At 34.2% G+C, this 13,494-nt stretch carries 15 protein-coding genes and 2 pseudogenes; 5 read left to right on the top strand and 12 right to left on the bottom strand.

Annotation, left to right across the window (positions count from 1 at the left end; genetic code table 11):
* Positions 1-462: 462 nt before the first annotated feature.
* From AC0L0O_RS21875 to AC0L0O_RS21850, 6 genes are all read right to left on the bottom strand, one after another.
* Positions 463-1,458, bottom strand: coding sequence for a GH25 family lysozyme (locus tag AC0L0O_RS21875; RefSeq protein ID WP_283730970.1), 996 nt, complete (start codon positions 1,456-1,458; stop codon positions 463-465).
* A gap of 66 nt (positions 1,459-1,524) precedes the next feature.
* Positions 1,525-2,346 (bottom strand): M23 family metallopeptidase, encoded by an 822-nt coding sequence (locus AC0L0O_RS21870; RefSeq protein ID WP_000190129.1) that lies wholly within the window; start codon positions 2,344-2,346, stop codon positions 1,525-1,527.
* Positions 2,347-2,600: 254 nt separating this feature from the next.
* Complete coding sequence (locus AC0L0O_RS21865; RefSeq protein WP_000372568.1) at positions 2,601-3,569, bottom strand: lysozyme family protein; 969 nt, start codon at positions 3,567-3,569, stop codon at positions 2,601-2,603.
* A gap of 238 nt (positions 3,570-3,807) precedes the next feature.
* On the bottom strand, positions 3,808-4,194 hold the full coding sequence (locus AC0L0O_RS21860; RefSeq protein ID WP_000460738.1) for a hypothetical protein: 387 nt from the start codon (positions 4,192-4,194) through the stop codon (positions 3,808-3,810).
* Between the two features lie 103 nt (positions 4,195-4,297).
* Positions 4,298-5,197 (bottom strand): DnaD domain-containing protein, encoded by a 900-nt coding sequence (locus AC0L0O_RS21855; protein ID WP_473786115.1) that lies wholly within the window; start codon positions 5,195-5,197, stop codon positions 4,298-4,300.
* Positions 5,198-5,283: 86 nt separating this feature from the next.
* Complete coding sequence (locus AC0L0O_RS21850; protein ID WP_000527108.1) at positions 5,284-5,520, bottom strand: helix-turn-helix transcriptional regulator; 237 nt, start codon at positions 5,518-5,520, stop codon at positions 5,284-5,286.
* A gap of 136 nt (positions 5,521-5,656) precedes the next feature.
* Here AC0L0O_RS21850 and AC0L0O_RS21845 point away from each other — a divergent pair, with 136 nt between their 5' ends.
* Together AC0L0O_RS21845 and AC0L0O_RS21840 are read left to right on the top strand one after the other, a co-directional pair.
* A complete protein-coding gene (locus AC0L0O_RS21845) occupies positions 5,657-6,085 on the top strand; it encodes a helix-turn-helix domain-containing protein (RefSeq protein WP_000580594.1) in 429 nt (142 codons plus the stop codon).
* Positions 6,086-6,107: 22 nt separating this feature from the next.
* Positions 6,108-6,536, top strand: a complete 429-nt coding sequence (locus tag AC0L0O_RS21840; protein ID WP_088059304.1) for an ImmA/IrrE family metallo-endopeptidase — start codon at positions 6,108-6,110, stop codon at positions 6,534-6,536.
* Positions 6,537-6,799: 263 nt separating this feature from the next.
* On the opposite strand, the pseudogene AC0L0O_RS21835 reads toward AC0L0O_RS21840, so the two are convergent.
* The 4 genes and pseudogenes from AC0L0O_RS21835 to AC0L0O_RS21820 all read right to left on the bottom strand — a co-directional run.
* A pseudogene (locus AC0L0O_RS21835) lies at positions 6,800-7,243 on the bottom strand (S-layer homology domain-containing protein); the annotation flags it as partial.
* 150 nt (positions 7,244-7,393) lie between these two features.
* The gene (locus tag AC0L0O_RS21830) at positions 7,394-8,473 is read right to left on the bottom strand and encodes an RNA-guided endonuclease InsQ/TnpB family protein (RefSeq protein WP_326042649.1); all 1,080 of its coding nucleotides are present in this window, start codon (positions 8,471-8,473) and stop codon (positions 7,394-7,396) included.
* A gap of 5 nt (positions 8,474-8,478) precedes the next feature.
* Positions 8,479-8,880: an IS200/IS605 family transposase gene (tnpA, locus tag AC0L0O_RS21825; protein WP_033704247.1), complete on the bottom strand. Its 402-nt coding sequence runs from the start codon at positions 8,878-8,880 to the stop codon at positions 8,479-8,481.
* Between the two features lie 180 nt (positions 8,881-9,060).
* Positions 9,061-9,478 (bottom strand): annotated as a pseudogene (locus tag AC0L0O_RS21820) (S8 family serine peptidase); the annotation flags it as partial.
* Between the two features lie 528 nt (positions 9,479-10,006).
* On the opposite strand from AC0L0O_RS21820, the gene AC0L0O_RS21815 reads away from it, so the two are divergent.
* The 3 genes from AC0L0O_RS21815 (at position 10,007) to AC0L0O_RS21805 (ending at position 12,190) form a co-directional block, all read left to right on the top strand.
* Positions 10,007-10,930: a M28 family metallopeptidase gene (locus AC0L0O_RS21815; protein ID WP_473786114.1), complete on the top strand. Its 924-nt coding sequence runs from the start codon at positions 10,007-10,009 to the stop codon at positions 10,928-10,930.
* A 14-nt stretch (positions 10,931-10,944) separates the two neighbouring features.
* Positions 10,945-11,133, top strand: coding sequence for a hypothetical protein (locus tag AC0L0O_RS21810; protein WP_088119890.1), 189 nt, complete (start codon positions 10,945-10,947; stop codon positions 11,131-11,133).
* An 88-nt stretch (positions 11,134-11,221) separates the two neighbouring features.
* A complete protein-coding gene (locus AC0L0O_RS21805; protein ID WP_264459992.1) occupies positions 11,222-12,190 on the top strand; it encodes a zinc metalloprotease in 969 nt (322 codons plus the stop codon).
* Positions 12,191-12,413: 223 nt separating this feature from the next.
* Here the strand turns inward: AC0L0O_RS21805 and AC0L0O_RS21800 are convergent, their stop codons facing one another.
* Positions 12,414-12,947, bottom strand: coding sequence for a nuclear transport factor 2 family protein (locus AC0L0O_RS21800; RefSeq protein WP_473786113.1), 534 nt, complete (start codon positions 12,945-12,947; stop codon positions 12,414-12,416).
* A gap of 154 nt (positions 12,948-13,101) precedes the next feature.
* The gene (locus tag AC0L0O_RS21795) at positions 13,102-13,494 is read right to left on the bottom strand and encodes a nuclear transport factor 2 family protein (RefSeq protein WP_001046382.1); all 393 of its coding nucleotides are present in this window, start codon (positions 13,492-13,494) and stop codon (positions 13,102-13,104) included.

Genomic DNA, 13,494 nt, shown 5'->3' with positions numbered 1-13,494 from the left:
CCCAAAAACAAAAATAGAGCAGCTTATAGCTGCTCCGTTTTAGTTTTCTTTTCGGTTGTTATTTTTGTTAATTCTTCAGTTTTTAATTGTACTTTAAAGATTTTCTATCTATACCTTTAACAGTATCTTCTAATGTGTATAATTTATTTGTGATTTCATTATGTTTTTTATTGATTTTCCACTTAAACCATACACCTTTGGCAAAGTCAGATATAAATTACTACTGCAAAATCTCCAATGATTTTCTCTATGTTAACTTAAATACGTGGTTTCTAATATCTTTATAAAGAATAGTCTCAGCATTTATGCGGTCTTTAAACAAACTGATATCTGATCTAATCATTTCATTCTTGAATCGAAGCATGAAAACAACGTAGTTCAAGACAATAGTACCATTTTTTATTCCTGGTCATAGCCAGATTCCAAAACAAATAGCCACTCATATGAGTGGACCTTAACCTTTTATCGAATATCTACAATGTCAAAGTGTTTCTCTGGCGTCCAACGACTCCCACCAATATCAATCCAGCCTTCTTTACGGAAGAATACTGTAAGCGGTTTTTTTGAGTTAATACTGCCTTTGTATGCACCGTCAATTCCATCACAATAGCTTACTTCATATCCTTCTGGAAATTTTGATATTGCTTTGAAGGGTCTCCAATAATAATGCTCTGCTTTTACCCAACGGCCTCTACCTAAATCTAACCAAACATCATTATCTTCTCCCCAGTACGCATCCCAGTATAATACTTCTGCTGCTGTCGTAAAGTCCCCAAGATAGTTACCGTGTGGTCCATCGTAATAGTTAATACCATATCCTTCCCAATATATTGATTTTGCGAACCCAATCCCCTCTGGTTGCGGTGTACCAACAACGCCACCCTTACCTGTAAACCATTCAAGAGATTTTTCACTGTTTAAATAATTTAAATCTACATTACCAGTTACACCTGCAAGACTACCTGTTTCTGTATACTGCCATAAATCACAACTATACGCTGGTTTATTTCCATAACGTGGAATCCAAAGGAAATCCGCATTCACAGTATTAAGTCCATAGCTTGTATACATGTGGTGTGATACATATAGACCTACTTTCCAACCTGCTGCACGGCACGTATCAATAAATGCCTGCGAAGCTTTTGCTAAGTTAGCCGCTCCACAACTTGCTAAGGTATCATCTTCTACATCTAATACTAAAAATTTCGCTTCTTTATCAGCGCGCGCCATAAAATCATTTGCTTCTACAATAGCATCCTGAACACTTACATAACATCCATAAGCATAGTGCCCAAATGGAACACTATAGTCTTTACAGCCTTGCACATACTCTTTATAACGTGTATCAATTGTCCTTGATCCATATTGTACACGTATAATAGCAAGTTCAAGCTCTTTACTAGCTGCCGCCCAATTTATTGAACCATTGTGATGAGATAAATCTGCAATTTTCTTCATTTCCATTCGCCTTCTTTCTCCTATAAAAATTTTAGACTAAAAAAACAACTCTTAACAGAGTTGTTTTCATCGAATATCTACAATGTCAAAGTGTTTCTCTGGTGTCCAACGATTTCCACCAATATCAATCCAGCCTTCTTTACGGAAGAATACTGTAAGAGGTTCTTTTGAGTTAATACTGCCTTTGTATGCGCCGTCAATTCCATCACAATAGCTTACTTCATATCCTTCTGGGAATTTTGATATTGCTTTGAAGGGTCTCCAATAATAATGTTCTGCCTTTACCCAACGACTTCTACCTAAATCTAACCAAACATCATTATCTTCTCCCCAGTACGCATCCCAATATAATACTTCTGCTGCTGTCGTAAAGTCCCCAAGATAGTTACCGTGTGGTCCATCGTAATAGTTAATGCCATATCCTTCCCAATATATTGATTTTGCGAACCCAATCCCCTCTGGTTGCGGCGTACCACCGATGCCACCTTTTCCCAAGTAGTCTAACGGATTCACAGCATTACTCTTATTAATATTCCAGCTGCCTTTATGCATTTCAAAATGTAAATGCTGACCATAGGCTTGTCCTGTTTCTCCCATAACCCCGATTGTTTGTCCTTGTGTAACATAATCACCTTGTTTAACTGTACGAGAACCACTTCGCATATGAGCATATACGGTTTCCCATGTAACTCCATTAATATTATGGACAATCATAATACACTCACCGTAACTAGTTGAAAAATACGAACGACTAACTTGCCCGCCTGCTGCTGCATAAATTGGATGATAGCCTGCTTCGGCAAGGTCTATCCCATGATGATCTGGTCTGTCACCCCTAAAACCACTTGTTACTCTCGTTGTATCTGTTGGATAAATAAATGTTGCCATATAAATCTTCCTTTCTATTTCTATATTGTCTATATTTATTATTTTTAAATATATTGTAGGTTTTCCAACCTTAAAATGAACAAGACAGAACATTTCCCTATTGTTATCTACTATTACAATATCCATCTTGTAGCCATAAGTTAAATGTCACTGAAATTAGCAAAAAATATTGAAAGCTATTATTCTATATAACTAACTCTTCTTGCCCAAAGCACCGTTTAAAGATAAAAAACACCTCTTAACAGAGCTGTTTTTTATCGAATATCTACAATGTCAAAGTGTTTCTCTGGTGCCCAACTATTCCCACCAATATCAATCCAGCCTTCTTTACGGAAGAATACTGTAAGCGGTTTTTTTGAGTTAATACTGCCTTTGTATGCGCCGTTAATTCCATCACAATAGCTTACTTCATATCCTTCTGGAAATTTTGATATTGCTTTGAAGGGTCTCCAATAATAATGCTCTGCTTTTACCCAACGGCTTCTACCTAAATCTAACCAAACATCATTATCCTCTCCCCAATACGCATCCCAGTATAATACTTCTGCTGCTGTCGTAAAGTCCCCCAGATAGTTACCGTGTGGTCCATCGTAATAGTTAATACCATATCCTTCCCAGTATATTGATTTTGCGAACCCAATTCCTTCTGGTTGCGGAACACCGCCTGCAGTAAAATCTACATATTGTTTTACAATTTCAGCGTAGAAAAAATTCCCGCCATTTTTATATCGATAACCGCCATTGTACGCCACTGCGATAGGATGACTATATCGAACCATTGTACCATTTGTATTACCAAGAGATGGTGCAACAACGGTTTTAGAATACAAGTCTGCCACAGATAATGAATGCTGTTTATTATTATTAGCTAACCACCGAATGTACGCACGTCCAAAATTATACGATTGAACAATAGCACTTAAATCAGTAATACCGTAATTCTTTGCATCTGCAAACGCTCCTTTTAGATGCATTACTCCGTAGTGAATGGATTCCTTCGGATTATTAATTGAATTCGCAGGTCTTCCTTGGGATTCACTTGACTGCATAATATCGGGAGTCGTTTCAGAATCCCCACCACTTTCCACCATAATAATTCCAAGAACATAAGGCACTAACTCTGATACACCTTGTGCATTACATTCCTCTTCTACCATTGTCTTCCATCTCAAAACCTTTTGCGGCAGATTCACTGTTGTAGCTAAAGCAACTAATTGATCCATTACTAAACATCTCCTTATTTTTCTATTATTTTCATCTAAAAAAATACTACTTTACGAAATATGACTATCAGCCAAATACCAATTAATCTATAAAATTACTTCATGTTACTCACCTTCTTTCACAACAAAAAGAGCAACCATAAAAATAGTTGCCCTTTCGTCAAAATCTTATATTACTACTATAAATCATGTTTACAATACTTTCTGTACACCGCATGTATCCTACAAAAAGGTAACATTAAAATTTATCTAAAAACTTGACAATCTTTCTTATTTCAGCATGTTTGCGTCGGATATAGCCTGTACTATAATGCAAATCAAAAGCTATTTGTTCTAAAGTCATTCCATCAACATACTTCATTTTGAGTATTTGATGATCTAATCCTGCAAACTTATTAATTAAAACCTTTAAATTGAACATTTCATTCATTTTATATCCTAATTCATATTCAATAGCTTCAATCCGATTTTCTACTTTAGCCCCTTCCGATTCAGCAGTTAATCGTACATTTTGCAAGTCCCCGCTAGTCCAGCGCTTTAACTCTGCTTTTGATTTGTCTAAGTTATATTCTAAATATGCAATTTCTTCTTCTAGTTTCTGATAATCCTTCAGCCAGTCAAACATATAATAATCCCCCTACTTTTCTTTATTTACATTCTGTGTTTATTGTAATCTTCAAAGATAAGATAACCTTTATTATCAAATTATAAAAATTTACACATATCCCTTATGATTTATATTTTTTTAATAAAGCCTTTAATCTCTCACGCTCTTCATCTATAGTTGATTGAGTATTTTTTTGGGGATGTTCCCTAGGATCTTCATCTTCTTTTTGATGCAACCATTCCGGTACCATTTCATTTCGTTTGATATGTCCTGAACTAATTTGTTTTTTATTCTTTCTAAGTTCAAACTGTGCATCTAATTTAGCAATTTCATTTAGTGTTTTTACCCTTTTAATTTCCCAATTTTTAAGAATTCCACGTACATACCTCCACTTCGGTACGTTTTCATCAATAGATCTATTTACTGCTTCAAGAACCAATTCAATTCCCAATGCTCCACAAAATTCACCAAGCTCTGCGATAGCTGTTTTACTTAACGAAATACCGTTTTTCAACAGATAGCTATAAGCTATTTTAAAATCTTCATCCATCAATCTTTGTGATAGTGATTTATCTTGATTATTATGATGATAGTTTGTATTTGGTATATCATTATTTAGTTCTTTAGTATTTTGTATATCAGTATTTAGTAGCTTTGGGGTTTCCACCGGTAGGTTCCCAGCAGCAGGATTATCAACAGGTGGGTTTTCCACTGGTGGAAAATCATCCAATGGGATTTCGTAAATAATAGTCTCCCATCTAACAATTTTGTTTTTTGCATCTTTAATAGGAAATCTCTTAATATATCCGTACTCTTTTAATTCTTTCATTCCAGCTCTTAAGCTATTAATACCATCTTTTGCGTGCTGGGATAATTCTTCCCTATAAAACACCCAATCATCTGGAAGTGTAAGTATGTATGCTAATATCCCCTTCGCCTTCCAAGAAAGCCTTTTATCTTTTAAACCCGTATTATTAATAACGGAATAATTATTATCCTTTTTAACTCTAAATATCCCCATAATATTTACCTCTCCATTGTCGTTAAGATCAAATACCTACAATCGATATTCTGTACTAACTATTACTAACTTCCCTATGATGAAACCTACTTTTGATTCCTTTCAAACCAACACGATGTTAAAAAGAACTTTAAGTTCGATTTATTACTAAAAAAAATATCATCTACACCCATCTCAAAAAACTGTGCAATCTTTCTAGCAATTCTCATTGAAGGGATTCTTTCTTTTTGATCAATCATTCGAATATATCGCTCCGTAACCCCACAATAGCTAGCTAGTTCTTTATATAAATTCTTTTTCGAATCATACATTTTGTTGCCCATTAATCCACCTCCATAAGAACAATTAGTTCTAAATACAGATTAAAGAACTAATTGTTCTTTGTCAATGCAAAAAGGAACTTTTTGTGCTAGAATAAACCTAAAGAGAACAATTAGTTCAATTAGAGAGGTGAACAATGTGATAGGAGTTAGAATAAAATCCTTACGAAAAAAAGAAAATTTAACACAAAAACAACTGGCTGAAAAAATTGGAGTATCCCAAAGAATGATAGGTTACTACGAATCAGAAGAACGATTCCCTCCACATGATGTTCTAACCAAATTAGCGGATTGCTTTTCAGTTTCAGCCGACTATTTACTAGGACGAGCTGTTACAGACGAAACTAAGAAACAATTAACGCCAAAAGATGAGAAAGACATAGCAAAAAGAATGGAAGAAATAAAGAAAGACCTACAAGGCGAAGATGGCTTAATGTTCTCTGGGGAACCTATGAGTCAGGAAGCCGTAGAATCATTGTTAGATGCAATGGAGTACATTGTAAAACAAACGAAAGTAATCAATAAAAAATACGTGCCTAAGAAATATCGTAATCCAGACGATAAATGATGCGAGCTTAGGAGGGAATACATTGAAATTCGTCATTAGAGATCTAGTCCAACAACTTAGTACCAAATACAACACGACAAACCCCTATGAGCTTGCAGATTACTTAAAAATACATGTACTAACATGGGATTTACATGAAGAAATAAATGGCTTTTATAAATATGAAAAAAGAAATCGTTTCATTGTCATTAATACTCATTTGTCTCCATCTATGCAGAGAACTGTTTGTGCTCATGAATTAGGACATGCAGTTCTACATACTCATGCAAATACACCTTTTCTGCGTAAGAATACATTCTTTTCCGTTGATAAATTAGAGATAGAAGCAAACACGTTTGCTGCGCTTTTGTTAATTGACAAAAAGACCATTCAGCCTGGTGATACAAAAGCATGTATAGCATACAAAAATAATATACCAGTTGAACTGTTGGAATTTTACAAGCCTTGCTAAAGAAATTAAGACATTTTAATTATTGGTTCAAACTCTGAAGAGAAAAAGAGAATGCTCCATCGTTAAAGCAAAAGAAATGAAATAGTATCTATTGTTAAAAAAATCTATACTGTTAAATAAAATTTAAAAATGCACCTCCAATTGTTAATTATGTGTCTAACAATTGGGGTGCACTTCAATAACAGTCGGTCTTTTTCGAAAAATCTTTAACCTCTAATATTGTCCATACTTCCCTGTACGAAAATCGATATATTACTTAAATATTATTTTGCTTGTACAGAAACGTTTAATATAGAGTAATCTGGATTTAGAGTAACTACAGACTCTCCAGAGCTTATTGAATGTAGAGGGCTTATAGCTATTTCTACGCTATGATTATCTTTTTCAAAACGATTGATATAATCCTTATTATTTTTTACAAAACTATCAATTTCTTTTTTTAATTCTGGATTTGAATTTACTAATTTATCAATCTCTTTATCAATTGTGAAATTCGGATTTATCATATGCATCCAGTTTTTCGCTAGCTCAACAGTTGATTTGTCAACGACAAACACGAAATAGAAATTATCTTCATCCTTCCCAACAAACGAAAATGAACCATGAGAATCAATCATTCTTGGCAAATTAGGAGTATATAAATCAATTTCTGATGCTACGTATCTATATTTAAAATTCGTATTATATTTCTTATTTACTTCATTGACACTCCCACGGCTAAAGCCGCAAGTCCTACACCTTACGGTTTAACGGATGGGATTCTTGAATGACTAAGCATTCGCATTCCATTTCTGTTTTGAACAGCCTTCAAGATGAGGGTGTGCCATCACCCCTCCTAAGACAGACCATATAGGTTCTTAGGCTGATTGACTATTACCGCCAACCACAGTTGCGTAGCGAATATTCATCGCCCCAACGATATCACGATGTTTCTCAAATCCACATTGGCACTTGTATTTTCTGTCTTGCGCCTTGTTCTTTTCAGAACATTTCGGACATGTTTGACTTGTATAAGAAGGGTTCACATATTCGACCTTTATGCCAACTAATGTCGCTTTGTACTCGATGAATTGTGCTAAACGATGGAATGACCAAGTGTGTAGATTTTTTTCGTTTTTACGGCTTGTTCGTGCCGTCTGTCTAATGTTCGTTAGTTGCTCTAATCGAATGACAGAAATATTATTATCCGTTGCAAAATCAACGATTACACGACTTACTTTGTGGTCTTGGTCTTGCATCCATCTTTGTTCTTTATCATCAAGTTGACGAAGGGCATTCAGTTTCTTAGCTTCTCCTAACTTCTTGCGAACACTGCGAAACTTACGTTTCATAAATTTGTTTTGCCTACCGTTCCCGAAGAAACGAACTTTATCATCATCTGTGATGGCTACCGCAGGAACTTTCAGACCTAAGTCTACTGCTAAAATCTTTGTTCCCGTTTTTTCGTTTGTAGGAATCGTGACAGATATTTGAGCAATCCATTTAGCAGATTTCTTCGTGATACGAAGTGTACCTAACTTGTGCTTCAACAATTCGAAATTGCGATTATATTTGTCGATTAATAAAGCGCGAACCTTTAAACGAGTTGACTTTCCGTTTACCATAAACGGAATTGAAATGTGCGTGAAGTCAAATGAATAGTTTTGGTTATTCCACACGCAAACAGGTCTTTTTAGAATCGGAACGATTTTGTATTTACTCTTTTTCACCTTTGTAGAAAACACACTTTTCGCATCTTTAATTGCTTGATTTTTCACCGCACTTGGGATATTGGCCTCAATGTCCTTTGTACTTTTCTTCGTGCTTTTCTTTGCTTCAACCATTTCAGATACAAGGGCATTAATGACTTTTATATACTCGTGGCTACTTTGTTCCAATAGCATGATTTGTTGTTTTGTTGGAAGCAATTTAACTTTAACTGTGATGGTTTGTGGCACAAGTTTCACCCCCTCGTTTTTTGATTTTCAACATAATGTTTTATTGTCTCACTTGATACATTTCTAGCAGTAGAAACAAAATAAGAACGCGTCCATAGGCTCGGCAAGTGTTGAAGATGAGGAAACTCTTCTCTCAAACGTTTTGATGTCACTCCTTTAATTTTTGCCATTGTATCAGCAGGACTAAGTGTTGGTGGTGTATTTAAGAACAAGTGAACGTGGTCTTTGTCGCATTCCATTGCAACAATAGAAATATCCAATTCTCCGCATATTTCTTGAACCAACTCTTTGAAACGTTCTTCTACTTTTGTATTAAGAAAAATCTTTCTTCTGTATCGTGGGCAAAACACAAAATGATAGTTAATTAATGACACGGTTGTTTTGGTTCTTCTATAATCATTCATCATGTTTGCATTGTATCAGTTAGATTATAAAACTGCAACACGAAAGATAAAAAAATAAAAGATACCAACATTTTGGATACTTAGAGTGCCACAAACCTTGCGGTTTTTAGTAGCACTCCTTATCCAACCTCACTTTCATCCCATGCCTAAAGGCGAGGGGCTTTCTCGTTCGGGAAGGGCTGTAATCCATTCATTTGATGATTTTCCCTCTCCATCAAACACCTTTAAAATTAGTAATTCAGCTAATGGGGCTACCCCAATAACTCCCGCATTGTTCTCAGAAGCCGCAATTATTCCAGCTACATGTGTACCATGCCCGTGGTTGTCTAAAAAATTATTGGGATCACTTTCATAATCCGTAGTAAAGTTGTATCCCCCTAATAATACGATCTTTTAAATCAATATGTTCAGTATTGCAACCCGTATCTAAAACCGCAATAACTATGTCCTTTCCTTTCTCACTTTTATCCCATGCTGACGGAGCATGTATCAGTTTTACTCCACTAGGTATTTCAGCTACACTTGTGGCCATTTCTAATACTTTAAAAGAAATTAAAGATATTGCATTTTGTCCATTCATAGTTGAATTTCTATGACTCATTAACTTCACCTCATTAGATTTTAATAAAGACCATCGGATGCTATTGTTTGATTTGAATGTAATTAATATAAAATGCAGCATAAAACTTTATATTTTACTTATCGTAAATATAACTTCATTTTCTCCTTATATAAATCATGAAGAATATTAATTTTTTTCTTTAAAACCCATGAACAGCAATCTATAGCCACTTATTTTATTCAAAGTAATTTTTAAAAATCTCGTTCTTTACATTACAAAAATCTAATATTCATTTTTTAGTCTAATACATTTTTAAAATAAGATATTTATATTTCTCTAACCCTGAAACTTTTGAGGATTATCTAAGATTTAAACCATAATTCCAAATGGTAGTTCCATCCAAAAATGTCGTGTAACTTCATATATATATATATCAAAAAATAATTAACTATGATAAATATAGATTTTCCAGTTAATACTTGTATAAACGAATGAATTCGTTCACAAGTTATATTTGAAATACTGCTTTCTAAGCAAAAATATAATTAAGGTGGTGAAACTATAAGAATGAGAGAACCTATTTTCCCTGGTGGTACTAATGATACTGAAAACGAATTACTTATTTCCGGCAGTTTTCATAATCAGTCTACATCTGTAAATTCTATACAATCACTAGTTTATCAAGTAAGCAAAAATCAGTTCCAATCATATTTAACCCATTTAGTTTCATATCCAACAAGGTTTTCTACTAGCTCTTTTTATGAAGAAGCCGCAACGTGGACTCGTGAGATATTAAATCAAATGGGATATAGAACTAGTAGCGAAACAATACGCGTAAATAATGAAGATAGCCAAAATATTATCGCAAATAAAATGGGCACAAATCGTGATGAAGAGAAACACTTAATTATTATTACTGCACATCTTGATTCTGTTAATCATAGTGGAGGGACTTCATCTAATGCTCCTGGAGCCGATGATAATGGCAGTGGTAGTGCAGGAGTTTTGGAAATTGCTCGTGTATTCAAAGACATTCCCGTACAACATGATCTGCGCTTTATCCTTTTTGGAGGAGAAGAACAAGGATTATTAGGTAGTAAACAATATGTTGAGAACCTAACTACTCCAGATAAAAATCGCATTCGAGCAGTTATTAATATGGACATGATAGGAAGATTAAACACTTCGACACCAGCAGTATTAATTGAAGGTTCACCTTTATCTGAAGAGCTCATTAATGGATTAAAAAATGCAGCATCTTTATATACAGAACTCGATGTTAAGGTATCTCTTAATCCATTTGATAGTGATCATGTATCTTTTCTTAATAAGGGAATACCTGCTGTTTTAACAATAGAGGGCGAAGACTCTTTGAATCCTAATGACCATACCGCTAACGATACTCTTGAGCATATCCATTATCCACTTTCTCTTGATATCTTACGAATGAATATAGCTTTTATTGCTTCTCAAGTTACAAATTTAGAATGAAAGAGGGAATTTTCATGACCAACTTTACCCATGAAGAAAGTTTCCATAATTCAACAGACAATTCTAAAGAAAATCCCCCTACCAGACGTAATTGTGGAACTATGAGTATGCATGAAAAATTATTAAAGGAATCCGAAGAATACAGAAAAGAACGAGAAAAAATTGAAAAAATGACTGAAGAATTTATTAAGAATAAAAAATAATAAACATTTTTACATTAGTTTTCGAATCATAAATTATCTGAAATATTAAACGAAACTTACAGAATTTCTGTTAAAAGGAGAAATTAAAATGCCAAATCAAACTAACTCATCAGAAACAACAAATACACCTACTGTGCGTAGATGCGCAACTATTGAGCTTCACCATAAATTACTAAATGAGTCTGAACAATATAAAAATGCTCGTATTGAAATTGAAAGTGTAACGAATGAATTTCTGAATAGTGCGCGTCTAGAATCAGAAAGACCAGTTGTTAAAATCCCTGTAGTAGTCCATATTGTATGGAATACTGATGAACAAAACATCTCAGATGAACAAGTCCATAGTCAAATTGATGTTTTAAATCGTGATTTTCGAGCAACGAACCCTGACATAGCAAACGTACCTTCTGCATTTAAAGATTCTGTAAGTGATGCTAGAGTTGAATTCTTTCTTGCTACAAAAGATCCTGATGGAAATCAAACAAATGGTATCACTCGTGCCCATACAACTAAGCAATCTTTCTCAGTAGATGATTCAGTCAAATCAGAAAGTGCTGGTGGAGTAAATGCCTGGCCAGCTGATAAATACTTAAATTTATGGGTTTGCAAGTTAGAAGGTGGGCTTTTAGGATATGCACAATTCCCTGGTGGACCAGCTGATAAAGATGGAGTTGTTATCACATACACTGCATTTGGTACTACAGGTACTGCAAAAAAACCTTTCCATTTAGGTCGAACAGCTACTCATGAAATCGGACATTGGCTTAACTTATTTCATATTGGCGGCGATGATGGCAATGCATGCAGTGGCACTGATCGAGTTGAGGATACTCCAAATCAAGCAGATCAAAATACTGGAAGTTCACATAAAGCTAGACCTAATCATCCCAAAATTACATTCCCACATATTTCTTGTAACAATGGACCCGATGGCGATATGTTTATGAATTATATGGATTATGTCGATGATGATACTATGGTTATGTTTACCAAAGGTCAAGTGGATCGTATAGATGCATGTCTTGCTGGACCACGTTCATCCTTTCTTACAAACTAATACGGTAACATATTTTTAAAAAGATGTTGGTTAGGATTAAGTAATAAGTATATACATGCAATAAGTAATCTACAAATCATAATAAATTAAATCTCGTTAAAACAAAAAGAGATGTCCTAGTACCATATCTAGGGCATCCCTTCATTTTTACTGAGCTTAAAATTAACTTGTCTAAATTTCAAGATTCTATTCATCTCTAACAATTATTAGAGATATCTTCTACCTAAAACATCGTATTATTATTAGCTGCCTCATTTGGAATCTCTTGAATTACATCCCAGTGTTCGACAATCTTTCCATCTTTTATACGAAAAATATCCACTATAGCAACTCCCTTATCTTGAGAATTAGTACGAGAATGTACATGAAGAGCAACTGTATCTCCTTCAGCTACTACACGTTTAATCTCTGCAGAGGAATTTGGATTTTTTACAAAGTCCTCCTTAAAGAAATCCATGAAGGCTTTTCGTCCATCAGCAACAAAAGGATTATGTTGCTTATAATCTTCACTTACATATTTAGGGATAATATCGATATTATGTTTGTTAAAAACTTCATTATAGAAATCAACTACCATCTTTTTATTTTTTTCTTTTTCTTTTTCTGTCACATTATCTTTCGATACTGTTGAAACATTCTTGCTCTTTGTTGAATGACCTTTGGTATTACCAGTTGAAGCTTGAAATATCAAAGTCGACACAATTCCTAAAATAAACACAGAAATAATTATTACTATTAAATTTTTCTCTACTTTCATATATATCTACCTCTTCTAATTTTATGATTCATATTCGATAACACACTCGATAAAGGATAAACCTTACCCAGAATGTGATGTAAGAGATATTGTTAGGAAAATCCAACTTTTCTAACAATACTCCCTATACGAGGAATGTTAGAAACGAGTAACTCTAACTTAATACCTCATTAACAGTTGCACTATCCACAATTTGAATAAACTTTTTAACCTTATCGTTCTCATCAAACTCATAAAGATGACAAAAATCTGCTATGAATGATTTCCCTGTTACTTTATATGTTCCACTATATTTTCCATACACAATAACAGTATTGTTATTAAAAGCATAAATTTCATCTTTAGCGCTATAATTATCCCATTCAGTTCCAAGGCGTTCATGTACGTTTTTCACTACTTCATCTGGACCTATATAAGTACCCGCATATGGAAATCCAGCAGCCTCTGTCCAAGATACTTTTTCACTTAAATACGTTTTGAAAACATCCAATTTTCCTTCACCAGTTAACACATATGTTTCATGTAATAGTTTTTGATATTTATTCAT

This window comes from Bacillus sp. GS3m_15504, assembly GCF_055825275.1.
This window is presented reverse-complemented; position numbering and strand designations above follow the sequence as displayed.